The 23,343-nt window shown below is 68.3% G+C and carries 24 protein-coding genes and 2 tRNA genes; 17 read left to right on the top strand and 9 right to left on the bottom strand.

Features of this window, described 5'->3' with window-relative positions; all coding sequences use genetic code 11:
• The first annotated feature begins 29 nt into the window (after positions 1 to 29).
• Entirely contained in the window at positions 30 to 332 is a 303-nt protein-coding gene (locus ABGB19_RS22800; RefSeq protein ID WP_347688267.1) for a hypothetical protein, read from the top strand.
• 5 nt (positions 333 to 337) lie between these two features.
• On the opposite strand, the gene ABGB19_RS22795 is transcribed toward ABGB19_RS22800, so the two are convergent.
• Positions 338 to 592, bottom strand: a complete 255-nt coding sequence (locus tag ABGB19_RS22795) for a hypothetical protein (RefSeq protein ID WP_347688266.1) — start codon at positions 590 to 592, stop codon at positions 338 to 340.
• 148 nt (positions 593 to 740) lie between these two features.
• Here ABGB19_RS22795 and ABGB19_RS22790 point away from each other — a divergent pair.
• Positions 741 to 816 (top strand) — tRNA-Asn (locus ABGB19_RS22790).
• Positions 817 to 824: 8 nt separating this feature from the next.
• Here the strand turns inward: ABGB19_RS22790 and ABGB19_RS22785 are convergent.
• Positions 825 to 1,727, bottom strand: coding sequence for a LysR family transcriptional regulator (locus ABGB19_RS22785; protein ID WP_347688265.1), 903 nt, complete (start codon positions 1,725 to 1,727; stop codon positions 825 to 827).
• Positions 1,728 to 1,888: 161 nt separating this feature from the next.
• Here ABGB19_RS22785 and ABGB19_RS22780 point away from each other — a divergent pair, with 161 nt between their 5' ends.
• A complete protein-coding gene (locus ABGB19_RS22780) occupies positions 1,889 to 2,395 on the top strand; it encodes a DUF417 family protein (RefSeq protein WP_347688264.1) in 507 nt (168 codons plus the stop codon).
• Between the two features lie 72 nt (positions 2,396 to 2,467).
• Here ABGB19_RS22780 and ABGB19_RS22775 read toward each other — a convergent pair whose 3' ends face one another.
• Both ABGB19_RS22775 and ABGB19_RS22770 read right to left on the bottom strand, forming a co-directional pair.
• The gene (locus ABGB19_RS22775; protein ID WP_347688263.1) at positions 2,468 to 3,730 is read right to left on the bottom strand and encodes a GGDEF domain-containing protein; all 1,263 of its coding nucleotides are present in this window, start codon (positions 3,728 to 3,730) and stop codon (positions 2,468 to 2,470) included.
• Complete coding sequence (locus ABGB19_RS22770; protein ID WP_347688262.1) at positions 3,727 to 5,196, bottom strand: glycosyltransferase family 2 protein; 1,470 nt, start codon at positions 5,194 to 5,196, stop codon at positions 3,727 to 3,729. The genes ABGB19_RS22775 and ABGB19_RS22770 overlap by 4 nt, the downstream gene beginning before the upstream one ends.
• A gap of 164 nt (positions 5,197 to 5,360) precedes the next feature.
• On the opposite strand from ABGB19_RS22770, the gene ABGB19_RS22765 reads away from it, so the two are divergent.
• The 3 genes from ABGB19_RS22765 (at position 5,361) to ABGB19_RS22755 (ending at position 8,583) form a co-directional block, all read left to right on the top strand.
• Positions 5,361 to 5,729, top strand: a complete 369-nt coding sequence (locus ABGB19_RS22765; protein WP_347688261.1) for a hypothetical protein — start codon at positions 5,361 to 5,363, stop codon at positions 5,727 to 5,729.
• 165 nt (positions 5,730 to 5,894) lie between these two features.
• Complete coding sequence (locus ABGB19_RS22760) at positions 5,895 to 8,087, top strand: DUF4185 domain-containing protein (protein ID WP_347688260.1); 2,193 nt, start codon at positions 5,895 to 5,897, stop codon at positions 8,085 to 8,087.
• A 4-nt stretch (positions 8,088 to 8,091) separates the two neighbouring features.
• The gene (locus ABGB19_RS22755; RefSeq protein ID WP_347688259.1) at positions 8,092 to 8,583 is read left to right on the top strand and encodes a hypothetical protein; all 492 of its coding nucleotides are present in this window, start codon (positions 8,092 to 8,094) and stop codon (positions 8,581 to 8,583) included.
• A 63-nt stretch (positions 8,584 to 8,646) separates the two neighbouring features.
• On the opposite strand, the gene ABGB19_RS22750 is transcribed toward ABGB19_RS22755, so the two are convergent.
• Positions 8,647 to 9,090 (bottom strand): hypothetical protein, encoded by a 444-nt coding sequence (locus ABGB19_RS22750; RefSeq protein ID WP_347688258.1) that lies wholly within the window; start codon positions 9,088 to 9,090, stop codon positions 8,647 to 8,649.
• A gap of 370 nt (positions 9,091 to 9,460) precedes the next feature.
• On the opposite strand from ABGB19_RS22750, the gene ABGB19_RS22745 reads away from it, so the two are divergent.
• Complete coding sequence (locus tag ABGB19_RS22745) at positions 9,461 to 9,850, top strand: nuclear transport factor 2 family protein (RefSeq protein ID WP_347688257.1); 390 nt, start codon at positions 9,461 to 9,463, stop codon at positions 9,848 to 9,850.
• 69 nt (positions 9,851 to 9,919) lie between these two features.
• On the top strand, positions 9,920 to 10,396 hold the full coding sequence (locus ABGB19_RS22740) for an LppP/LprE family lipoprotein (RefSeq protein ID WP_347688256.1): 477 nt from the start codon (positions 9,920 to 9,922) through the stop codon (positions 10,394 to 10,396).
• A gap of 6 nt (positions 10,397 to 10,402) precedes the next feature.
• Here the strand turns inward: ABGB19_RS22740 and ABGB19_RS22735 are convergent, their stop codons facing one another.
• The gene (locus ABGB19_RS22735; RefSeq protein ID WP_347688255.1) at positions 10,403 to 12,373 is read right to left on the bottom strand and encodes an acyl-CoA dehydrogenase; all 1,971 of its coding nucleotides are present in this window, start codon (positions 12,371 to 12,373) and stop codon (positions 10,403 to 10,405) included.
• Positions 12,374 to 12,473: 100 nt separating this feature from the next.
• Here ABGB19_RS22735 and ABGB19_RS22730 point away from each other — a divergent pair, with 100 nt between their 5' ends.
• The 3 genes from ABGB19_RS22730 to ABGB19_RS22720 all read left to right on the top strand — a co-directional run bounded on the left by ABGB19_RS22730 (position 12,474) and on the right by ABGB19_RS22720 (position 14,892).
• A complete protein-coding gene (locus tag ABGB19_RS22730) occupies positions 12,474 to 13,205 on the top strand; it encodes a VIT1/CCC1 transporter family protein (RefSeq protein WP_347688254.1) in 732 nt (243 codons plus the stop codon).
• Positions 13,205 to 14,296: an esterase-like activity of phytase family protein gene (locus tag ABGB19_RS22725; RefSeq protein ID WP_347688253.1), complete on the top strand. Its 1,092-nt coding sequence runs from the start codon at positions 13,205 to 13,207 to the stop codon at positions 14,294 to 14,296. The genes ABGB19_RS22730 and ABGB19_RS22725 overlap by 1 nt, the downstream gene beginning before the upstream one ends.
• 68 nt (positions 14,297 to 14,364) lie before the next feature.
• On the top strand, positions 14,365 to 14,892 hold the full coding sequence (locus ABGB19_RS22720) for a DinB family protein (RefSeq protein WP_347688385.1): 528 nt from the start codon (positions 14,365 to 14,367) through the stop codon (positions 14,890 to 14,892).
• Between the two features lie 26 nt (positions 14,893 to 14,918).
• Here ABGB19_RS22720 and ABGB19_RS22715 read toward each other — a convergent pair whose 3' ends face one another.
• From ABGB19_RS22715 to ABGB19_RS22705, 3 genes are all read right to left on the bottom strand, one after another.
• On the bottom strand, positions 14,919 to 15,326 hold the full coding sequence (locus tag ABGB19_RS22715) for a DUF6632 domain-containing protein (protein ID WP_347688252.1): 408 nt from the start codon (positions 15,324 to 15,326) through the stop codon (positions 14,919 to 14,921).
• A 22-nt stretch (positions 15,327 to 15,348) separates the two neighbouring features.
• The gene (locus ABGB19_RS22710) at positions 15,349 to 15,591 is read right to left on the bottom strand and encodes a hypothetical protein (RefSeq protein ID WP_347688251.1); all 243 of its coding nucleotides are present in this window, start codon (positions 15,589 to 15,591) and stop codon (positions 15,349 to 15,351) included.
• A gap of 72 nt (positions 15,592 to 15,663) precedes the next feature.
• Entirely contained in the window at positions 15,664 to 16,104 is a 441-nt protein-coding gene (locus ABGB19_RS22705; protein WP_347688250.1) for a MarR family transcriptional regulator, read from the bottom strand.
• 105 nt (positions 16,105 to 16,209) lie between these two features.
• Here ABGB19_RS22705 and ABGB19_RS22700 point away from each other — a divergent pair, with 105 nt between their 5' ends.
• From ABGB19_RS22700 to ABGB19_RS22675, 6 genes are all read left to right on the top strand, one after another.
• Positions 16,210 to 18,252: a DUF2232 domain-containing protein gene (locus ABGB19_RS22700; RefSeq protein ID WP_347688249.1), complete on the top strand. Its 2,043-nt coding sequence runs from the start codon at positions 16,210 to 16,212 to the stop codon at positions 18,250 to 18,252.
• Complete coding sequence (locus tag ABGB19_RS22695; RefSeq protein WP_347688248.1) at positions 18,249 to 19,097, top strand: energy-coupling factor transporter transmembrane protein EcfT; 849 nt, start codon at positions 18,249 to 18,251, stop codon at positions 19,095 to 19,097. Before ABGB19_RS22700 ends, ABGB19_RS22695 begins: the two co-directional genes overlap by 4 nt.
• A gap of 28 nt (positions 19,098 to 19,125) precedes the next feature.
• On the top strand, positions 19,126 to 20,643 hold the full coding sequence (locus tag ABGB19_RS22690; RefSeq protein WP_347688247.1) for a TldD/PmbA family protein: 1,518 nt from the start codon (positions 19,126 to 19,128) through the stop codon (positions 20,641 to 20,643).
• A 3-nt stretch (positions 20,644 to 20,646) separates the two neighbouring features.
• Complete coding sequence (locus tag ABGB19_RS22685; RefSeq protein ID WP_347688246.1) at positions 20,647 to 22,020, top strand: metallopeptidase TldD-related protein; 1,374 nt, start codon at positions 20,647 to 20,649, stop codon at positions 22,018 to 22,020.
• 7 nt (positions 22,021 to 22,027) lie between these two features.
• Positions 22,028 to 22,879: a carboxymuconolactone decarboxylase family protein gene (locus ABGB19_RS22680; protein WP_347688245.1), complete on the top strand. Its 852-nt coding sequence runs from the start codon at positions 22,028 to 22,030 to the stop codon at positions 22,877 to 22,879.
• 163 nt (positions 22,880 to 23,042) lie between these two features.
• Positions 23,043 to 23,119: transfer RNA gene (locus ABGB19_RS22675), tRNA-Ile, on the top strand.
• The last annotated feature ends 224 nt before the right edge of the window (positions 23,120 to 23,343 follow it).

Here is a 23,343-nt window from a genome sequence, read left to right as displayed (position 1 = left end):
TTAAACCGTCGGGGAACGGTGAGGAAGGCATGCGCGTGACATCGACCAACAACCGGGCGCGACGGCTCGTCGCCGCCGGCGCCTTCGCGGTGGCTGCGGTCGCTGCGCCCTTCGCGGCGTCCGTACTGAGCACCAGCGACGCCGCCGACCAGCCTGTGGCCCAGTGTCTGGCGTGGTTCGGCAACAAGGAAGACGGCAAGTGCCTGGGCTACTCCAACGGCAACGGCGTCAACGTCGGCACGCCGCAGATCGGCCTCGACCAGGGCGGCCCCGCCTTCAGCACGGGACCGCTGTTCCCGGGCCGCATCTACGGCGGCGGAACCGGCTTCTAGACCGCCTAGCGCGCCCTTTGCTCCTGCACGACCTCGGGACCGATCACCGCGGTACCGGGGTCGAGCGCTGTCAGGGTCACCATCGGCGGATCCGGGGAAACCCGGTCGGCGATCTTGCGGCGGCCCGCGTCGATCACGGCCTTGGCGGCTGGGCTCTCGGTGACCGCTTTGTAGGTCCCGGCGATCTGCTCATATCGACGCCGGCCCGCCTTGGTTCCCAACACGTAACCGACACCCAATACGACGAGATACCCGAACACAGGACTCCTCCCGGACAGTGCTTCGTTGGGTCCCATCCTGCCTCACGCGGACGAGTATGTGCGGGGTGGCGGCGTATTGGCGGGCCCAGCGATACTTGCGCTAGAGTCATCCCTCGGCCCGCACAATAGTCCGACCGCGGGAGAGCAGTCCCCTGTAGCTCAATTGGCAGAGCATTCGGCTGTTAACCGAAGGGTTGCTGGTTCGAGTCCAGCCGGGGGAGCCACCAATCACTCAGACGTCGACCACCTCCAACGCGGCGACGAAGTGCCCGAGATCGCGGCGACGTGAGGCGGCGGGCCACGCCAACCATGTCCGCCGCACCAGCGGGTGGCCCACCAGAGGCATCCAACAGATTCCGGTCGGGATCGGATGCGGCCAATTCGCGGGCGCGAGCGCGAATGCCCGGCTGCCGCCGGAACCGACACCCATGAGTTTCACGGCGGGGATCAGGTCATGGTCGTCGGGCGCCGGCCGGCCGACGTCGATGCCGTGGGCGTGGAAGATCGCGGTCAGCTCATCGAACCATGCCGGCGCCTGGGTACGGGCGAAGCCGACCCACTCCATACCGTCGAGAGCTTCCAGCGAGATACCGTCGGCGCCCGCGTATTCGGTAGCGGTCTCCGAGGAGATGAGGACCCCGAGGCGCTCGCGGGCAGCGAGCATCGTGTCGAACTCCGAACCCGGCGGTCGTTCCCGCACGAGACCGAGGTCGAGTTGATCGGCGCGTAGCGCCGTGAACTGTGCGGCCGTCGAGAGGTACGTGGTGACGACGCGGGTATCAGGGCAGCCGGCGGCGAACCGGGCCAGGGTGCCGGGCAGCATCGTCGGCGGCAATTCCGACGGGATGCCCAACCGCAGTACGCCGCCTGCGCCTGCGGTGTATCCGGCCATCGTCCGCATGGCCTCGGCGTAGCGGGCCAGCACGGCGCGCGCCTCGCTCACCAACACCGAGCCGGCCTCCGTCGGACGCACACCGGCACTGCTTCGCACCAACAACTGAGTGCCCAGCTCATGCTCGAGGTTGCTGATCGTCTGCGACAGTGCCGACTGGCTGATGTGCAGGCGCCGCGCCGCGGCGGACATCCCGCCCTCCTCGACGACAGCGACGAAACCCCTGAGCTCGCGCAGTTCCATGATTGTCCGACCTCGGAATCGGCCCTGGTCAGCCGACCATCGGCTCAGCTTATAGCCGCCATCGGCTTTCGGTGTGGGAGAACGGGCATGGGGTCGACGTACAGCCTGTTGGGGTGGGCAGCGGCGAACCGCCGCACCACTTCAAAACCGAAGGAATCGACATGACCACGACCTTCACCATTCCCACCGCAGCCGTCGACCGGACCGCCTCGGTGATCGACCGGGTCGCGCCGTTCGCCGGACGCTACGGACTCGTCGCCGTCATCGGCTGGATCGGTGCGCTGAAGTTCACCGACTACGAGGCACACGGGATCGCGCCCTTCGTCGCCAACAGTCCCGCGATGAGCTGGCTCTACGACGTGTTCTCGGTCACCACGCTGTCCACGCTCCTGGGCGTCGTCGAGGTGACGGTGGCGGTGCTGATGGCGATCAAACCCCGCTACCCGCACGTCTCCGTCATCGGCAGCCTGATGGCCATCGGGCTGTTCCTGGCCACCATCAGCTTCCTCGTCACCACCCCCGGTGTCGGGGAGCCGGCAGGCGGCGGATTCCCTGCACTGTCGGTCACGGGTCAGTTCCTACTCAAAGACGTTGCGCTGCTGGGCTTGTCGCTCTTGACGCTGGCCGACTCGCTGCGTGCGGTCAGCCGGCGGTCACGCACTGAGTGATTCGAGCCGCCGTCGGCCCGTCATCCCGTGATGGCGGGCCGATGCGCTTGAGAGTCATCCCTGGGCCCGCACTCACGATGCCGCCCGCGGCTCGGCTTTCATCGTCGCGCAGTCTGCGATCGCCTCAGACAGCAGATTGTCGAACGTCGTCTCACGGGGGTCGCCGGCCGCCGTCCCGACGCTGAAGGTGGTGGGCCACTTGCCGAGGTTGATCGTGCTGCGTTGCAGCGCTTCCCGAACTCGCCGGGCGAGTTCGTCGGCGCTCGGCCGGCTTCCGATGCCCGCGACGAGGAACTCGGCGCCCCGCCACCGGGCGACGAGGTCACCTCGGCGCACCGCCCCCTGGATCGTCGTCGCCACCGCGCGCAGGACGTCGTCGCCGTAGTGGGCGCCGTACTGTGCGTTGGCTGCCGCGATGTCCTGCACGCTGAAGTACATCAGGCACACCTGCTCGCCGGTTCGTTCGGCGATACCGGCTATCGCCGGCATGATCGTGAGCAGCCCGCGCGGCGTCAGCGTTCCCGTCAGCACGTCGGTGGTCACGAGTGCCTGAGACCTGGCCTTGTCGTTGGACCACTCCTCGATGGCCTTGAGGCGCAGACGTAGCAACATCGCGCCGACCAGTAATGCACCCACGCCGGCGATCAGGATGCGGACGCCGTCGCGTCCCTCCGTCAGTTGCGTCGCCACACCGAGCGCGGCCAACATGAGTGCCCCGGCGGTGAGAATCGGGCGCCAGTACAAGGCGATCGGGGCGAACGCGGTCATCACGATGTAGGCGTAGACCAAGGGCAGGGGAGTTTCGTAGTAATAGGACCGGACGATCGAGAGGACGACGAGCGCCACGCACGCCATGGCCCAGGCCCACATCATCGGCCCGGCGCGGAACGGCCGCAGCGAGAACAGTTGAGCCAGGACGATGAAGAGCACACCGGTGGACAACTCGACGATGTGCAACGTGATGCCCATGAGGCCGAAGGTGATGAAGCCGGCCGAGGCCACCAGGATGACGAGCACCCCGCTGATACCGAAGGCCAGCGGCACGTCGCGACGGACGGTGGCGCCGCGCATGTCGTCGAACGGGTCCGTCGTGTCCAGCGGTTCGGGCGTGGGGATGTGATTCACGGCGGTGTCCTTCTCGGGGTCCATGCCGAGCGCGCGCAAGTATCGGCGTACCCGGCTGGGATGGACTTGGCGGGGCATGGGCAGAAGCTTGGCGAGGGTGAGGCCGACGTAGATGATCGTGTTCAACGCCACCACGGTCAGCAGGAGGATGAACCAGTTCGAGGTGAGCACGTCGGCTGGAAGCACAATGCCCGTCGCCGGCCCGGTCATGTTGCGACCAGCCTGGTCCGGTGCCGAACGTGCCCCCACCTCGCCCGGCGGGCCAGGGTGATGTCGAACAGGCACTTGCAGAACACGGCCTGCAGAAAGAGGTCGTAGGCGAGTTCGGGGAACAGCAGCAGGGCGAGGAGACGTGCCTTCCAGCCGCCGCTCCACACGGTGGCCACCCGCTCGATGACGAATATCGATCCGACGGCGAGCCAGAAGGGGAACCAGATCCACCTGTCGACAGCCAGGAACGTGATCGCCATCAACGCCAGCGCGAGGTTGAGGGCGATCACTCCGTAGGCGATGCCCACTTGCTGGCCCCAGTAGCGCACGGTCGCGGGGGTGATGCCGTAGGCGCTGAGGTTCTCCAGGGCGCCGCGCTGCCAGCGCTCGCGCTGGATCCACAGGTGCTTCCAGGTCGGCATGAGCTCGGTGGTCACGGTGCACTCCCTTGGCGAGGTCATGGTCCCGCCGAGCGACTTGAGTGCGAGGGTGAGTTCGTTGTCCTCGGTCAGAGCCGCCGTGTCGTAGACCATGCCGGTCTCGCCGGGGATGAAGATCCCGCGGGCGGCGGCGACATCCAGCAGCGCCTGGGCGCGGAACATCGTGGCCGTGCCGGTCAGAACGAAGACCCGCCCGTGGCGCATCCGGATCTGCATCGAGTAGCGCGCGTACTCGTTGCGCTGGAACTGCCCGACGAGCCCGTGCCCGTCCTCGCCGTAGAAGACCCCGCCCACCGCGGTCAACTCCGGGTCCGCCTCCAGACGTGCGGCCGCGACCTGAACGAATCGCGGGGAGGGCAGGGTGTCGGCGTCCATGACGAGAATCGCGTCGCGCGCATCGGTCTCGCGCAGGATCGCAGTCAGCGCCTGATTGAGCGCGCCGCCTTTCTTGCCGGTGTTGCCGACGGTCTCGACGACGTCCGCTCCCGCTTCGCGGGCGATCTGCACCGTGCGGTCCGTGCAGTTGTCCGCGACGACGATGACGCGGTCCGGCGCACGGGTCTGAGCCCGCAGCGCGTTCAGCGTGACGGGCAGCGAGACTTCCTCGTTGTGCGCGGGCACCAGCACCGTGACGCGGACCGTGTCGTCGCTGGGCGCCAGGTTGGGTCCGCCCCGGTACGAGCTCAACAAGCGGTGCCGCGGGCTGATGGACAATACGGCGGCGATCGTCTCGAAGGCGATCGCCGTCGCCGCGATCAAGACGATGCCCAACAGCCCGACCAGTACGAGCTCTGCCGTCGGAACCTCAAGCGAGACAAAGGTGGTGTACTGCCCGATCCTGACCGGTGCGCCGATGTCGGGGCGTTGCGATCCCGCGAAGGCGAATCCGATGGCGGCGGCGAACGCTCCCAGCGTCACCACTATCGCGACGACGCCGGCGACGACCAGCCGGCCGTACATGACGGTGGGATCCTCGGTGCGGTCCGGCACGGGAGGCAAGTCGACGAACTGGTGGTCCTTCGCCATCCGTCACGCTGTCCTGTCATAGAGGTGGCGCGCAGACCATTCTGTCCGCCGCCGAGCCGACGCTAGCCCGGCCCGGCGGCCGCTCGAGTGGGCCGAAAGTCACGTCGACCACGGCAAAGGGCCATTCGTCGCCGGATGTCCGCGGCGCACGGGATGATGGACCCATGGCCGACACGGGATTCTGGATCGCGTGGGGGATCCCCGCGCGAGGACGTGAAGTAGAGGCGCTGGCGCTCCTGCGGGAGACGACGACCGGATACCTTCAGCGGCTGCAGCAGGCGAACGCGATCGAGCGCTTCGACACGGCGATTCTGCGCCCGCAAAGCACCGAACTCGGCGGCTTCATCCTCATCCAGGGATCCCAGGAGCAGATCGACAGCCTGCGCCGCGATGCCGAATTCCAGCAGTGGATCGCCCAGATCCAACTGGTCGCCGACCATGTCGGGATGGTCGACGCCTGGGTCAACGATGGCCTGAGCGAGGCGATCGGCCTGTACGACGAGGCGCTGCGCAAGGCCGGTCTGGCACCGTAGCGTCGTTGCTGGTCCAAGGAGCCACGCGACAAAACCCCATCAAGATCACGACTACAGCGACCACTGTTGTTTGTGTGACCTTTGCCCCTTTTGCTGTGAAGCGTCCCCTGGTGCTATTTAATTAGCAGAATTGACGGGGAGGGGGATTGCCTTTTGGAGGGATACATGGGAGCAGCACGGTACATCGGGCGCGTCGGCGGGTTGGCCGTCGCCTTGGGCGTGGGAACGGCGATCGCCACAGGGCAGGGGGTCGCGTCAGCCGAGACCACCGACTCGAACGCCTCCACCCCCTCCAACAGCGAGCAATCGTCGACCGGTGACTCCACTGCCTCGGCAACGACGACCACCGGCACATCCACCACCGCGACCGAGTCCTCGACGGAGACCGAGCCTTCGCCGAGTGCCGAGGGCGACGATCCCGAGAACACCTCCACGACGACCAGTACCAGCGTCATCGGTGGCGTGACCGTCAGCGCGCAGACCAACACCGGGACGTCGAGCAGTGCAACCACCGGCGAGACATCGGAGAGCGCGCCGACGCCGGACGAGCCGCCACCTTCCGAAACCGCCGAGCCGGCGCCGACGGCCACGGCCGATCCCGACGTCGAGCAGGAACCGGCGGACTCCGGGGATTCCGCCGGTGGTTCGGCCGCTGCCGGCGCACCGTCGAACGAGGCCTCCCAGCCCCAGCAGCAGCCGACGTCGGGGCAGGCGCAGCCGACCACCACCTTGTCCGCCCGCACGGTGGAGTCGCTGTCGGATCCCGCCGCGACCGTCCAGGAGCCGGCCCAGGTGGCGGTGTTCGCCGACGCACGCACCCTGGCGGCGGCCGGGGCTCAGAGCTATGCGCCCATGAGGGCCGAGTCGGCGACCGCTCAGGTGCCCGCCGCGCCTGGCGACGTGTTCACCGCCGTCGCGAATATCGTTTCCAGCGCACTGAATTGGGTGCTGAACCCGCTCGCCGGCACTGCGCCGACCAGCCCCGCGCAACCGCCGTTGATCTGGGGGCTGCTGGCGTTCGCCCGCCGCGAGTTCGACAGGTTCTTCACCGCGTTGGCCGGTGGGGCGACGACGCCGACGGCGCTCACGGCGCCGACAGCGTTGATGGCGCCGATGGCCCGTCTCGCGCTCGCAGCGCCCGCCATCCCCACGCCGGCTCCGCCCTTCCCGGCTCAGGTCAGCCCGTCGACGCAGTTCGTGAGCTGGGTGACCGGACCGTACCTCTACCCGAGCGCGGAGAACCCGGCGGTCGCCAACCCGCTGATCGCCAACACGCTCTCGCGGTACAGCGTGTACGGCACCGACCTCGGAATCATGTGGGACAACGGCATTCCCGACGATCCGACGACGGAGATCGACGAACACCAGGTGCTCATCGCGGTCGGCGACACCTTCGGTGGCCCGTTCATGCAGGGCGACTGGCGGTCCAACACCATCTTCCGTAGCTCCGACACCATCCTGATCGACGGAATGGAGATCCCCGACGGGCAGTGGTTCAACGGCAACATGTTCGGCGGTGCCCCGCTGGGGCCGACGCAGTACCGGGCCCGGCAGGTCATCTTCCCCGAGGGCCTGCCCGCGGGAGTCACGCTCATCCCGACGGCCGGCATCTCCGTTCCCGACCCGAGTTCGGAATACGGTGCGATCCAGTACGTGAGCTTCATGTCGGTGAGTCAGTGGGGCGCACCGGGAACGTGGACGACGAATTACTCGGCGATCGCCTGGTCCGACGACAACGGCGAAACCTTCCACGTCGCACCGCAAACCGTCCGGTACAACAACTCCTGGTCGGGCCACAACAACTTCCAGCAGTCGGCGTTCGTGCGGCCCGGCGACGGCTATGTCTACATGTACGGCACGCCGAACGGCCGGCAGGGCGCCGCGTATCTGTCCCGCGTGCCCGAGAAGGACATCTTGAACCTGTCCCAGTACGAGTACTACAACAAGGGCAGTGCCGGCGGCTGGTTCGGTTGGGGGGCCACCAAGGCCGGTTGGTACAAGAACAACCCCGGTGCGGCGACCGCGGTGTTCGGGGTGGACAAGGGCGCGTGCGGCGTGGCGAACCCGGGCAACCAGGTCAGCGAGATGTCGGTGCAGTACAACAAGTCGCTGAAGAAGTACGTCGTGCTCTACGGCGACCAGTTCAACAACATCGTGATGCGCACCTCCGACACCCCGCAGGGCACCTGGTCGAGCGCCAAGGTGCTGATGCCCCAGCAGGCCGGGGGCATCTACGCGCCGATGATGCACCCGTGGTCGCCGTCGACGCTGGGCACCGGCAACGACCTGTACTGGAACCTGTCGCATTGGGGCAACTACAACGTCATGCTGATGCGCACGGACCTGACGAAGGTCTGATCCGGTGTTGAGGCCGGCGCTGGTCGCGACCCTGATCGCACTGTGCAGCGCACCCGTCGCGTGTGCCGAACCGGCAGAGCCCGCGGGGCCGGCGGATCCCGGACCGGCGCAGGCCAGTGACGCGTGCACCGCCGAGCGGGCGGGGGTCATGACCTGGCTACCCGGCGCCACCATGCCTTCGGTGTGCCAGAACTTTGCTTGGCAGCCCCAGACCACTCCGCAGCCACCGGCCGACCGGTGGCTGAGTACCGGGCCGCCGCTGAAGCTGCACGGTCAGGGACAGCGGAACCCCAACCTTGCGGCGGGCAATTGGGTTGGCACACCGCAGGATTCGAGCAGCGTCTGCCGCGCGCAGCACCAAGTCGTGGTCAGCCCCGGCGAGCTCAGCGCCGCGCACACCGACGAGGGGCAGCCCGGACAGCCGCTCGCCGTCGAACTGCCGCCGAGAACGTTCACGATCGAACTGGCGGGCTACTGCCTGTGGGTTCGCGCCTGACCGCAGAGGTGTCGCGGCCGGCCCGCCATCACCCCTCACAGACGGCGGGCCGACGCGCGTCTTCTACCGTTTCACCGATCCGGGCGGCCAGTCGACGCCGATCTCGTCGCAGATCGGCGGGATGATGATCAGCGCACCGCGCGGGCTGCAGAACGGCGTTCCCGGCGGCTTCTGCAGCGGCGGGGGCGGCGAACCCAGCACCGGCGGCGGCGGTGCGGCCGGTCGCGGACCCGTGCCGTTCCACGGGTACATCGTGTTGGTGGTGACGTCGACGATGCCGTCGGAGTTCCAGTACCAGTCGTGCGGGACGTTCCAGTCCCACCTCAGTACCTGGGCACCAGGGGGAGCAGGGTCACCGGGAAACCAGTGAGTGCAGGTCATGCCGCCCGGGCAGTTGCCCCCCTGGTAGCTGGGTCCCTGGGCGTGGGCCGTGCCCGTCGCCGGCCCGGCCAATCCCACACCTGCGGCCGCGGCCAGCGCTGTGGCAAACCGTGCGACTCGGTTCATCGTCGGTGTCCTTCCCTCCGGCGGCCCGTTGGCCCGCCACTGCGAGTCAGTACATCCGGCCCGGTGTGCTACCGATCCCAAGAAACCATGTCCGGAGGGGGCGGCGCACTCGCCAATCAGCAAATTCGCCGGCGGGTGGACGAGAAGGGTCTGCGTCATCCGTGCATCGAACGCAACCAGACTTCAGCGTATGTGATTGCGCAACAACGGATTCGCGGATTGTGTGAAAACCGCATCATCGCCATCGGACAGGGAGACAATCGATGCGGCGGCGAACGGTCTGACTGATCCGGGAGCTGCACCGTGCGACTCCCCAGACCGGCCACGCCCGTCGCGGCCGAACTATCGGATGCGCACGAAGGGATCGAAAATGTCCGAGCAGGATAACAAGCAACTCGTTCAACGGGGATACGAGGCGTTCGCCGCAGGCGACATCCAGGCGGTGATGGAGCTGTTCGACGACGACGTCGAATGGATTCAGCCGGGCGACAGCGCGATCAGCGGCACGTTCCACGGCAAGACCGAAGTCATGGAGCACTTCGGGCGGATGGCCGAAAAGCAGCTGACGGTCAAACTCGACCGCCTCGTGGCCGAGGGCGACACCGTCGTCGCCTTGACACAGGTGACGGCGGGCGGAGAGACCGGACGCGATGCCGACGTCTTCACGATCCGCGACGGCAAGACCGTGCGAATCGAGATTCACGGGGACACCTCGCTGACCGAACGCGTCTACGGCAAGAAGCAACACGCCACCGGTTAGACCCGGCTCCAGACGCGGCCCGTCATCTGTCGATGACGGGCCGCACCGCGCCTCCGTAAGCTCGGATCCATGCGACTTCTCGGCGCGCTCGCCGTCGTGCTTTTGCTCGGTTCGGTCTCGGCAGGCTGCGGGTGGAGCCCGCCGTCGGCGTCACCCACCACCTCGGTCGCCTGCACGACGGCCGACGGGCCGACCGCCGCGGCGCTCGACAACGAGATCCGGCGGCTTCCCGGCGGCCCGTGGCGCGAGGCGTCCCGCGGACACGCCGCGGACTGCCGGCTGCACTGGGTGGTCGTCACCGCCGGCGACGCCTCCGACAGCCCGCAGCAGGTGCTGTTCTTCGACCGCAACGCTCCGCTCGGCACGCCCACGCCCGACCCGCGGCCCTACATCACGGTGACACCGCAGGGCAACGACATGGCCGTCGTGCAGTACCAGTGGCGACAGACGCAGGAGCCGGCGTGCTGTCCCACCGGAATCGGCTCCGCGCGGTTCACGATTCGCGACGGCAAACTCGAGGCGCTGGATCCGATTCCGAACACGTAGCGGGCGTCAGGGCGCGATGGTGCCCGCGCTTGTCGCGTCCTTCTCCTGGTGCTCGTCGGCGTCGGGGATCTTCTCCGGGTGCAGCATCTCCGCGTAACGCAACTGCTCGGGGATTCCGAACCCGTCGACCAGCAGTTCGGCGTACGGGCGCAGGTCGCGGCACCGTTCGTTGACGCCGCGGGTGACGGCCTTGGCGCGCTCAGTGGACAGGAAGCGGTGTTCCATGAACCACGCCCGGTCTTCCTCGATCACCGACAACGCATAGATGTCGCAGACCATGTTGAGGATGTTGCGGGCCTCCTCGTCCTCGCAGGCGTCGATGCCGGCGATGAACGCTTCGAGCACGATCCGGTCGATGTGCACACGAGCGGTGTGCAGCACGTGGTCCTGCACGGCGTTGAACGCGTCGAACGCGCTCATCTCCTTCGACTTGCCCTGCAGCCGGCGCGCCACCGTCGAGGTCATGTACTCCTCGCGGTCCTCGAACATCTTGACCTGGGTGCCGCGGTTGAAAAGGCTGCCCTCCTCCTCGTTGTCCTGCCGGGTGTCGAGGATGGTCTGCATGATCGTCTCGGCCGCAGTGCGTTTGAGCACCCGCTCGCCGGCGAAGTTGGCTGCGAACCGCACCCACTCGACGGGACTCATCCCCTTGATGTCGTCGGCGTACGCGGTGAGCAGCTCTTTGGCGACCAGCTGGGTCAGCACGTGGTTGTCACCCTCGAACGTGGTGAACACGTCGGTGTCGGCCTTCAGGGCGATCAGCCGGTTCTCGGCGAGATATCCTGCGCCGCCGCAGGCTTCGCGAGCTTCCTGGATGGCGCGGGTGGCGTGCCAGGTGTTGGCGGCCTTCAGTCCGGCGGCCCGTGACTCCAGCTCGCGTTGTTCCTCGGGGTCGGGATCGTCGGCGGTCTGCAGGTCGTGGCACCTGGCCACCAACTCGTTCTGTGCGAACTGCAGCGCATAGGACCGGGCGATCAGCGGGAACAGCCGACGCTGGTGCACCAGATAGTCCATCAGCAGCACTTCGCCCTCGTCGTCGGGCGCGGAGAACTGCCTGCGCTGCAAGGCATACCGCGTCGCGATGTCGAGCGCCACCCGCGCCGCGGCGCCGGCGCTGCCGCCGACGGTGACCCGCCCGCGGATCAGCGTGCCCAGCATGGTGAAAAAGCGCCGGTTCGGGTTCTCGATCGGCGAGGAGTACGTGCCGTCCTCGGCGACGTCGGCGTACTTGTTGAGAAGGTTCTCGCGGGGAATGCGGACGTTGTCGAACTGGATGCGGCCGTTGTCGACGCCCGGCAGGCCGCCCTTGTAGTGGCAATCCGAGGTGGTCACGCCGGGCAGGTCGGTGCCCTCGTCGTCGCGGATCGGCACGATGAAGCAGTGCACCCCGTGGCCGACGCCGTCCGGCGTGATGAGTTGCGCGAAAACCGCTGCCACCCGCGCGGTTTCGGCTGCGCCGCCGATGTAGTCCTTGCGTGAGGTGCGCGTCGGCGAGTCGATGACGAACTCTTGGGTGGCCGGGTCGTAGGTCGCGGTGGTCTCCAGCGACTGCACGTCGCTGCCGTGACCGGTCTCGGTCATCGCGAAGCAGCCGAGCAGATCCAGGTCGATGATCTTCTTGACGTAGGCCTCGTGGTGACGCTCGGTGCCCAGGTTCTCGACCGCGCCGCCGAAAAGCCCCCACTGCACCCCCGCCTTGACCATCAGGGACAGATCAGACATCGCCAGCATCTCGATCTGGGTGACCGCTGCACCGACGTCGCCGTTGCCGCCGTGTTCCTTCTTGAACCCGTCCTCGGCCGACCCGTGGGCCGCCATGATCTTCATCTGCTCCGCCACCTTGGTGCGGGCGATGACGGTGTTGGGTGTGTAGTGCGGGCGGAAGACCTCGCCGGAGAGTTCGTCGCGCATCTTGTTCTTCACATCGCGCCAACGGCCGTCGAGCGCGTTGCGCAGATGATCCGCAGTGGTGGTCATGACTCGACGGTAGCCGCCGGAAACGCTTTGCAAACTGTGATGTCACAAACCAAGGCGAGCCTGGCTAGCCCGGACCGGGTCCATGGCGTTGAATCGCGGTATGAGCGAGTCGGAGAAGGCGCCGGTATCGCCCACCGGAATGCCGCACATCCCTGGTCACCGACACTCGGATGTGTCCGGTGGCTGGCTGCGGGCCGCGACGTTCGGGGCGATGGACGGGCTCGTCAGCAACACCGCACTGATCGCCGGCGTCGCCGCCGCCGCCGACGCCCCGACCGTCGTGCTAGGCGGCGTGGCCGGGCTGCTCGCCGGGGCGTTCTCGATGGCGCTCGGCGAGTACACCTCGGTCACCACGGCCAACGAGCAGATCGACTCCGAGGTCCGGCTGGAACGCCGGGCGCTGCGCACCCATCTCGAGGCCGAGCAGACCGAACTGGTGTGGATGTTCGTCGAGATGGGCATGACCGCGGAGACCGCCGAGCGAGCTTCCGAAGAGATTCACCGCGACGAGGACCGTGCCCTCAACGTGCACGTCACCCAGGAGTTGGGGGTCGACCCGCGCGAGAAGCCGTCGCCGTGGGTCGCTTCCTGGTCGTCGTTCATCATGTTCGCGATCGGCGCGATCATCCCGTTGATCCCGTATCTGCTGGGCTTCGAGTCGTTGTGGGTGGGGCTGGCTTGCGGCGGCGTCGGCCTGCTCATCGCCGGCGGTCTGGCGGCCCGGTTCACCAGCAGGCCGGCATGGTTCGCCTCGTTGCGTCAGTTGGCGCTCGGGGCCGTCGCCATCGCCGCTACCTATCTGGTCGGCAGCATGGTCGGTACAGTGCTGTAGTGCTGCGTTGCCCCAGCCTGCTGGTGTGCGGCCTGGTGGTAGCCGGCTGCGCGACCGCGCCGAGCACGGCGCAGCAGGACGCGCCGCAGTACCTCGGCCAGATGCGGATCGCGCACGGTGCGCCGTTCGACGGAACCGTCATCGGGGGGCTGTCGGGCATCAGCTACGACGTCGACAGCGACCTATACTACGTCATCAGCGACGACCGCTCGGCGCACAGCTCGGCGCGCTTTTACACCGCGCGGATCAGGCTGTCCGACAACCGGATCGACGGTGTGGACGTCGTCGCCACATACCCCCTGCTGGACCGCGGCGGCCAGCCGTTTCCGCCGCTGGACGCTTCCGCCCGGCCGCCGGTCGTGCCGCCCGACCCGGAGGGCATCGCCGTCGACGGTGCCCGGCGGTTGCTGTACTGGTCGAGCGAGGGTGAGCGCGACGGGGCCCTCGTGCGCGATCCGTCGGTGCGCATCGCCACCCTCGACGGCTCATACGTCGGGGAGTTCGTGCTGCCGGACATGCTGCGCATGACCGACGGGCCGACCGGGCCGCGGCAGAACCGCGCGTTGGAGGGCCTGACGCTGACGCCGGACGGCCGACACCTCTGGGCGGCGATGGAAGGCCCCGGTCACCAGGACGGTGCGCTGCCGACCGCGGAAGCCGGGACGCTCACCAGGATCACCCGCTTCGACGTCGAAACACGAACCGCCACTGCGCAGTACGCCTACCCGCTCGAGAAGGTCCGATCCGGGCCGCGGGGCGACAACGGGCTGACCGACCTCGTCGCGCTCGACGAGCAGAACTTCCTGGCCGTCGAGCGCGGTTACGGCGACCGCGTGCAGGCCGGCGTCTACCGGGTCAGCGTCGGCGACGCCGAGGACGTACTCGGTCGCCCGTCGCTGCAGGGCCCACCGCCGCGAACCATGACCAAGACCCTGCTGTTGGGATTGCCGGATGCCGTCGACCCGATCGACAACATCGAGGGCATCACGCTCGGCCCGGCGCTGCCCGACGGGCGCCGCGCGCTGATCCTCGTCAGCGACGACAACTTCGCGCCGCGGCAACTCACCCAGATCGTGGCGTTCGCCTTCTAGCTGTCGCCGCTGACGACGGTGACCGTCCGGCGTAACCTCGACATGTGACCCGCGAGGGTGACACGACCATCGATCGCGGACCGATCGCCGCCGACTTGGCGCGGGCGCGGGTCGAGTTCCACCGTCTGCTCGCCGGGGCCGACGGCCGAGACGCCTGGGCCGAGCCGACCCGCGGCACCCGTTGGACGAACGAACAATTGTTGTTTCACATGGTTTTCGGCTACATGGTCGTGCGACGGCTGCTGATCCTGGTGAAGATCTTCGGTCGACTGCCGGTCAACGCCAGTCGCGTGTTCGCCCGTGCCCTGAACGCTGCGACGAAGCCGTTCGATGTCATCAATTACTACGGCTCATGCGCTGCAGCGCTGGTCTTCAACCGCAGGCGGATGGGCGCGAAACTGGACCGCATGACCGCGTCGTTACAGCGCAAACTGGCGCGGGAAAGCGATGCGAGCCTCCGGCGCGGCATGTGCTTCCCGACGCGATGGGATCCGTTTTTCGCGGACTACATGACTTTGGCCGACGTCTACCGCTTCCCCGGGCAGCACTTTGACTTCCACAAAGATCAGCTCACCCTCGATTCCACGGCTGGCTGATCTGCACGAGGCGATGCCCGACGCGCTCAGCGTGCGGGCCCCGGCGCGGACGCGGACTGCCTGACCCCGGACGAGAGCACGAGAACGGACAGGACGACGGCCATCAAGAGCAGCGCCGCGACATCGCCCCACAGGTGCCCGATGTGGCCGTCGCCGAAGGACTGCACCGTCATGATCGCGCCGTGTACGACACTGGACCACACCGCGAACCAGATCAGACTGAGATGGGCCGCGGGGTTCCGCGCCGCGTTGATCAGGAAGACGCCCAATGTCGCGTACAGACCCACGATCATCATGAAGTACTGCGACTCGTACGGCGCGCCGGAATGCCACGCCCACCCCGACGGCCAGACCAGCGCCAGGGGATAGACGCAGAGCGCAACCACACCGAAGACGGCGAGCGCGACCTGAAGGAGTCTGTAGGTGGATGGCATCGCGGGTCGGCGTGGTGACGGGCTAGCCGTCGCCCTGCCGCTCGGATGCCAGGTACTTCACCATCTGGCACAGGTTGACCACGGCCGCGCTCAACTTGGCGATGGTGATGTCCCGATCTTCCACGCACGACTGCCAGCTCGGAAACTCCTGCGGCGGTTTCTGATTGTCGGTGCGAAGGTGAATCTTCTGCTCGATCTGGTCGCACAGATCCACGAGGGTCAACTGTCCCGGCGCACCAACGTCGGAGAACCATTTATCGGCCATGGCGAATCGTCTCACGTCCGAGGAGACAAAGCGGTTGAATTCGCGCGGACATTCCCCGTTTTCGGTTATCGATCACTTGGTGATGGAGTTCGCAGCAGCCGCGTCCTCCAGGAGCCGGCGCAGCACGATCACGGCGTCGCCGAGTGTCTGCCGGTCGGCTTCGGAGAGCCGCTCCAGATAGGGGTCGATCGCCGCGCCGCGGTCGACCCTGACCTGTCGCAAGGTCGCGACACCCCTCGGGGTGATCTCGATGAGGACCGCCCGTCCGTCCTGCGGGTCGACCGTGCGCGACACCAGTCCGGCATCCTCGAGGCGGCGCACCTGCGTCGTCATCGTCGGCTGTGAGCAGTGGTCGAGCGCGGCCAGATCGGAGATCCGCGTGGCGCCCTGGTCCTCGATGGTGGACAGCAGGCGTGCCTGGGCGAATCCGAGCGGCATACGCGCCCGCTGGGTCGCCAGTCGATTGATCCGCGCCACCACCGACAGCAGATCGGCTCCGAGGGTCTGGCTCATGCCGCCAGATTACATAGTGTTGCTATGTGTCTCAAACGGCGCGCTTATGCGCGTCGGATCGCAGCGTGTTGGAGGCTCTCGGCGTCCTGCTGGCAGAATCGTGCAATGACCGCGACCGGGGGCCAGGCTCGACCGAGCGGTCCGTTGCGTCCCGTCGAATTCGCGCAGGCCTCGGTCATGGCGGCGCTGTGCGCGGCGACCGCCATCATCGCCGTCGTCGTTCCGTTCGCGGCGGCGTTGTCTTTGCTCGGCACCGTCCCGATGGGCCTGCTGGCCTATCGCTACCGGCTTCGGGTGCTGCTCACCGCCACCGTCGCAGGCGGCATCATCGCGTTCCTGATCGCCGGCATGGGCGGCTTCATGACCGTGGTGAACTGCGCCTACATCGGTGGGCTCACCGGCATCGTCAAGCGGCGGGGCCGGGGCACCGTGACGGTGCTGTTCGTCGCGATCGTCGCCGGTGCGGTGTTCGGCGCCGCCATCGTCGCGGCGCTGACCGTCCTGGTCCGGCTGCGGAACCTGATCTTCGAATCGGTCACCGCCAACGTCGAGGGCACCGCGGCGATCCTGGCCCGCATCCCGCAGATGCAGGGCCTGGCCGAGCAGCTCAAGCGCGACTTCGCGACCGCCCTGGACTACTGGCCGCTGCTGTTCTTCGGCGCCGGCGTGCTGTCGATCACGTTCGTCAGCCTGGTGGGCTGGTGGGCGCTGTCGCGGGTGATGGAGCGCCTGCTCGGCATCCCCGACGTGCACAAGCTGGAGTCGTCGACCGACGCCGGCGAGATCGCCCCGGTGCCCGCACGCCTGCGCGACGTCCGGTTCCGCTACCCGAAGGCCGACCACGACGCGCTCGGGCCGCTGTCGATGACCGTCGAACCCGGCGAGCACCTGGCGGTGACCGGAGCCAACGGGTCGGGCAAGACGACGCTGATGCTGATGCTGGCCGGGCGCGAACCCACGTCGGGCACCATCGAGCGGCCCGGCGCCGTCGGGCTGGGCCGGCTGGGCGGTACGGCGGTGATCATGCAACACCCCGAGAGCCAGGTGCTGGGCACCCGCGTCGCCGACGACGTCGTCTGGGGACTGCCCCCGGGCGAGGCCACCGATGTGCACCGGCTGCTCAGCGAGGTGGGGCTCGACGGGCTGGCCGAACGCGACACCGGCGGGCTGTCCGGCGGAGAGCTGCAGCGCCTCGCGGTGGCGGCGGCGCTCGCCCGCGAACCGTCGCTGCTGATCGCCGACGAGGTCACCAGCATGGTCGACCAGGAGGGCCGCGACGGGCTGATGGCGGTGCTGTCGGGTCTGACCCGCCACCACCAGATGTCGCTGGTGCACATCACGCACTACAACGACGAGGCCGATGCGGCCGACCGCACCGTCGACCTCACCGGCACGAGCGGCGGGGACGACAACACCGACATGGTCGAGACCGCGGCCGCGCCCACCGCGACAGTCGCACCGGGGCACCGGTCGGAGAACCCGGTGCTCGAACTGCGCGGGGTCAGCCACGAGTACGGCAGCGGAACCCCGTGGGCCACCACCGCGCTGCGCGACATCGACTTCACCGTGCACGAGGGCGACGGTGTGCTGATCCACGGTCTCAACGGGTCGGGCAAGTCGACGCTGGCCTGGATCATGGCGGGCCTGGCCGAGCCGACCGCCGGCGTATGCCTGCTCGACGGCGCACCCGCCACCGATCAGGTTGGCGCCGTGGCCATTTCGTTCCAGGCCGCCCGACTGCAGCTGATGCGCAGCAGGGTCGACCTCGAAGTCGCCTCGGCCGCGGGGTTCTCTGCCCGCGACCGCGCCCGCGTCGCCGATGCGCTGTCGACCGTCGGCCTGGATCCGGCGCTGGCCAAACGGCGCATCGACCAGCTCAGCGGCGGGCAGATGCGCCGGGTGGTGCTCGCCGGGCTGCTGGCCCGCTCACCGCGCGCGCTGATCCTCGACGAGCCGCTGGCCGGCCTGGACGCGGCGAGCGCGCGCGGCCTGCTGCGGCTGCTGGAGGATCTGCGCCGCAACGCCGGGCTGACCGTCGTCGTGATATCGCACGACTTCTCCGGTCTCGAGGAGTTGTGCCCGCGCACACTGCATCTGGAGGGCGGCGTGCTGGTGCCCGCACCCACGGCCGCCGGAGGCCGGTCATGACCGCGTTGACGGGCGGCCGGCGCCAGCGCCGACCGGTCGTGCTGCTGCGGCCGGTGCCCGGGCCCACCGTCATCCACGATCTGTGGGCCGGCACGAAGTTGACGCTGGTCGCGCTGATCGGCGTGCTGCTGACCTTCTATCCCGGCTGGGTGCCGATCGGGGCGGTCGCGGCGCTGGTGCTGGTGGCCGCGTGGCTGGCGAACATTCCGCGGGGCGCGCTGCCATCGATTCCGGGATGGCTGTGGATCCTGGTGTTCTTCGGCGGGCTGACCGCCACCTTCGCAGGCGGCAACCCCGTGATCGATTTCGGCTCGGTCGAGGTCGGGCTGGGCGGGTTGCTGAACTTCCTGCGGATCACCGCGCTGTCGATCGTGTTGCTTGGCCTCGGCGCGATGGTGTCGTTCACCACCAACGTCGCCGAAATCGCCCCCGCCGTCGCAACATTGGGGCGCCCGCTGCGTCCGCTGCGGGTACCCGTCGACGACTGGGCCGTCGCGCTGGCGTTGGCGCTGCGCGCCTTCCCGATGCTGATCGACGAGTTCCGGGTGCTCTACGCCGCGCGCAGCCTGCGGCCGAAGGAAGTGCGGACACGCCGCCGGGGCCGGTGGCGCCGGTGGTGGCTGGAGGCGATCGACCTGCTGGCGGCGGCCATCACGGTCGCGCTGCGGCGGGCCGACGAGATGGGTGATGCCATCACCGCACGCGGCGGGGCGGGACAGATCTCTGCGGCGCCGTCGCGGCCGAAAGCCGTCGACTGGTGGGCGTTCCTGATCGTGTCCGTGGTGTGTGGGGCGGCGCTGGCGCTGGAGTTGACGGTCGCGGGAACCAGCGCCGTCACTCGGTGACGTCTCGAGTGCCGCTAAGTTTGGTGGCGTGACAGCGACCCGTCGAGTGGACGCCGAGTTTCTCGCGTTGCCGCGACACGCCCTGGCCGACGCGGCGTTGTCCGCGGCACTGGCCGCCGGGGCCGGCTATGCCGATCTGCGCCTCCATGCGATCACCACGGAGTTCATGCAGCTGCGCGACGGTGAGCTCGAAGCCGCCGTCGTCGACCGTGAGATCGGCATGGCCGTGCGGGTGATCGTCGACGGCACCTGGGGTTTCGCGTCCCACGCCGAGCTGAGCGCCGACGTGGCGGCCGCGACCGCCCGCCGCGCCGTCACGGTGGCCGCGACACTGGCGCCGCTGAACGGCGAGCGCATCGAGCTGGCTGCCGAGCCGGTCTATGACGACGTGAGCTGGGTGTCGGACTACCGGATCGACCCGTTCGCCATCGCCACCCCCGAGAAGCTCGAGGTGCTCAGCGAGTACTCCGGGCGGCTGTCGGCCGCCGGCGGTGTCGACCACGTCGCGGCGTCGTTGAACGCCGTCAAGGAGCAGACCTTCTACGCCGACACGTTCGGCTCGTCGATCACCCAGCAGCGGGTGCGGATCCTGCCGTCGCTGGAGGCCGTCACCGTCGACGCCGCGGCCGGCACGTTCGACACCATGCGCACGCTGGCGCCGCCGACGGCGAGGGGCTGGGAAGTCGTCGCCTCCGACGAGGTGTGGAACTGGACCGACGAACTGGCCGCGCTGCCGTCGCTGCTGGCCGAGAAGGTCAGGTCGCCGAGCGTCGTCGCCGGGCCCATCGATCTGGTGATCGACCCGTCGAACCTCTGGTTGACGATCCACGAATCGATCGGGCACGCCACCGAATACGACCGTGCGATCGGCTACGAGGCGGCGTACGCGGGCACGTCGTTCGCGACGCCGGACAAGCTCGGCACGATGCGCTACGGCTCGCCGGTGATGAACGTGACGGCCGACCGTACGGTCGAATACGGTCTGGCCACCGTCGGTTTCGACGATGAGGGGGTGCGCGCGCAGAAGTGGGATCTGGTGCGCGACGGCATCTTCGTCGGCTACCAGCTGGACCGGGTATTCGGGCCGCGGCTGGGTGTGGGCCGGTCCAACGGCTGTTCCTATGCCGACTCGCCGCACCACGTGCCGATCCAGCGGATGCCCAACGTGTCGCTGGAGCCGGCCGCCGAGGACGTCAGCACCGACGACCTCATCGCGCGGGTGGCCGACGGTATCTACATCGTCGGCGACAAGAGCTGGTCGATTGACATGCAGCGGTACAACTTTCAGTTCACCGGCCAGCGGTTCTTCCGGATCCGCGACGGCCGACTCGACGGCCAGGTGCGCGACGTGGCGTACCAGGCGACGACGACGGACTTCTGGGGCTCGCTGGAGGCCGTCGGCGGACCGTCGACTTGGCGGCTGGGCGGGGCGTTCAACTGCGGTAAGGCCCAGCCGGGACAGGTCGCCCCGGTCAGCCACGGCTGCCCGTCGGCGTTGTTTCGCGGTGTCAGCGTGCTCAACACGCGAACCGAGGGTGGGCGGTAGGTCGTGATCGGTGCACAGCAAGTGGTGGATACCGCGCTGGCCGAGGCGGGCCGACTGGGCCGGGCCGACGAGACGATCGTCCTGGTGACGGATCGTTCGGATGCGTCGCTGCGGTGGGCGGGCAACTCGATGACGACCAACGGTGAGTCGACAAGTCGTCGTACCACGGTCATTTCGATTGTGCGCAGGGGCCAGGACGCCTACGTCGGGTCGGTTCGGTCCAGCGAGGTGGACCCGTCGACGATCGCCGGACTGGTGGCCGCGTCGCAGGAGGCGGCGCGCTCGGCGCCCCAGGCGCGCGACGGTGCGCCCCTGCTGGCGGCCGGCGAGCCGCCCGCGGACTGGGATGCGCCGCTGCCCGGCACCGGGGTGGAGGTGTTCGGGCCGGTGACCGACCGACTGGCGCGGGAGTTCGGTGGCCCCGACCAGTTGTACGGGTATGCCCGCCACATCCTGGAGACGACGTTCGTGGCCACCTCGGGCGGGTTGCGGCGGCGCTACACCGAGCCGACGGGGTCGGTGGAGATCAACGCCAAACGCGACGGGGCAAGCGCGTGGGCCGGTGTGAGCACCGCCGACTTCCTCGATGTGCCAACGGATTCGATGCTCGAACAGTTGTCGACCCGGCTGGGCTGGGCGCACCGCACCGTCGAACTGCCGGCGGGGCGTTACGAGACGCTGCTGCCGCCGTCGACGGTGGCGGACCTGATGATCTACCTGACCTGGTCGATGGACGGCCGCGGCGCGCAGGAGGGCCGTACGGCGTTGTCGGCGCCGGGCGGGGGGACGCGCGTGGGGGAAAAGCTCACCGACCTGCCGTTGACGCTGTACTCCGACCCGTTCGCCGAGGGGTTGGCGTGTGCGCCGTTCGTGGCGGCGTCGACATCGTCGGAGCGGGTGTCGGTCTTCGACAACGGGATGGACATCGGCCGGGTGGACTGGGTGCGCGACGGCACGATCAACGCGCTGGCCTATCCGCGGGCGGCGGCGGCCGAGTTCGGCGAGCCTGTCGCGGTGCCGGCCGACAACCTGCTGATGACCGGCGGCGCGGCCGGCTTGGCGGACATGATCGCGAACACCGAGCGAGGTCTGCTGCTGACCACGTTGTGGTACCTCCGCACGGTGGACCCGGCGGTGCTGTTGTTGACGGGGCTCACCCGCGACGGCGTGTACCTGGTCGAGGACGGCGAGGTGAGGGCCGCGGTCAACAACTTCCGCTTCAACGAGAGCCCGCTGGACCTGCTGCGCCGGGCGACCGAGGCGGGGGTGAGCGAGACCACGCTGCCGCGCGAGTGGGGTGACTGGGCGACGCGGGCGGCCATGCCGACGCTGCGGATTCCCGACTTCCACATGTCGTCGGTCAGTCAGGCGCAATAATCCTTGGGTGGGCGATGACGGAGTGGTCGATCGGATCGCGGGCCTGGTGGCGATGTCGTCGGGCGACGGCCGACTCGACACGCTGATCCGGCTGACCTGCGGCAGGGCGCTGTCGCTGCGGCCGTTGCCGGTGGAGGTCGATCTACTCGACAGGTCGTCGGAGACCGAAATGGTGGTGGGGGCGTTCGCCGAGCAGTTCGCCGTCGACGTGAGCGGGATCGGCGCCAACCAGCGGTCGCGTTTCGTGGAAGCGCTCGGCGACAAGGCGTTTCGAGTGGTGGCGGCGATGTTCATCGCCGACTTCGTACCGCGGGTGTGGGCGGGTTGCGAGGCGCTGGGACTCGGCAGGCCGGGCAACGGCGCCGTCGCCGAATGGGATCACGACGGCGATCCGATAGACGCGTTGCTCAACGGTTTCGTGCCGGCAGTGGCGCGTCTGCGTGAGCTCGATCCGGTGACGACGGAGATCGTCCGGCTGCGCGGAGCCGCACAGCACAACTGCCGGCTGTGCAAGTCGTTGCGGGAGGGTGGGGCGTTGGACGCCGGCGGCTCCGAGGATTTGTACGAGCAGATCGAGCGCTACGAATCCGCCGACGGTTTGAGTGACGCGCACAAGGCGGCGCTGCGGTACGTCGACGCGCTGATCTGGACGCCGTCGCGTATCAGCGCCGACGTCGCCGCGGGGATGCGGAACAACTTCTCCGAGAAGCAGGCGTGGGAGCTGACGCTGGACGTGATGCGCAACGCGTGCAACAAGATCGCGGTGTCGCTGGGGGCCGATGCGCCGCGGGTCGCCGACGGCACCGAGCGGTATTTGATCGACGCCGACGGGCAGACCGTGTACGCGGACACGGCGTGACGCTGGGCCGGTCTCGTGGGGGAGGCGCGCTAGGTGCCCACCTCTGAGCGAGTTATTCGCTGCCAGCGAATTTGTCGCTGTGAGCAAGGCAATCGCCGAGTGCACCCTGGATCGCGATCGACGTAGTGGCGGTGTGGGACCATGGGGCCGCGACGATGTGCCGGGGGCGGTAGCTCAGTTGGTTAGAGCCGCGGACTCATAATCCGTAGGTCGCGGGTTCAAGTCCCGCCCGCCCCACCACAAGATCCTGTATTAGGGCGGGTGATGGCTGACATTTTGCCTTCGGCTGATGTCTGACAGTGGTTCGGCTGATGCTTTACACCTACTTCGGTTGATCCTTGAAGTACCCCAGGTTTTGTTCCTACTTGGTTGCGAGGGCCGGGGTTGGCTGGCTCGCAGGGTGTGAGGCGCCGGTCAGGGCGGCCTCGTACTCGGCTGGTGGAACGTAGCCGAGGGTCTCATGC

The sequence above is a fragment of the Mycobacterium sp. B14F4 genome, assembly GCF_039871645.1.
Classification (GTDB): Bacteria; Actinomycetota; Actinomycetes; order Mycobacteriales; family Mycobacteriaceae; genus Mycobacterium.
The sequence above is the reverse complement of the archived record's forward strand: the minus strand, read 5'-3'. Positions and strand labels throughout refer to the sequence as shown.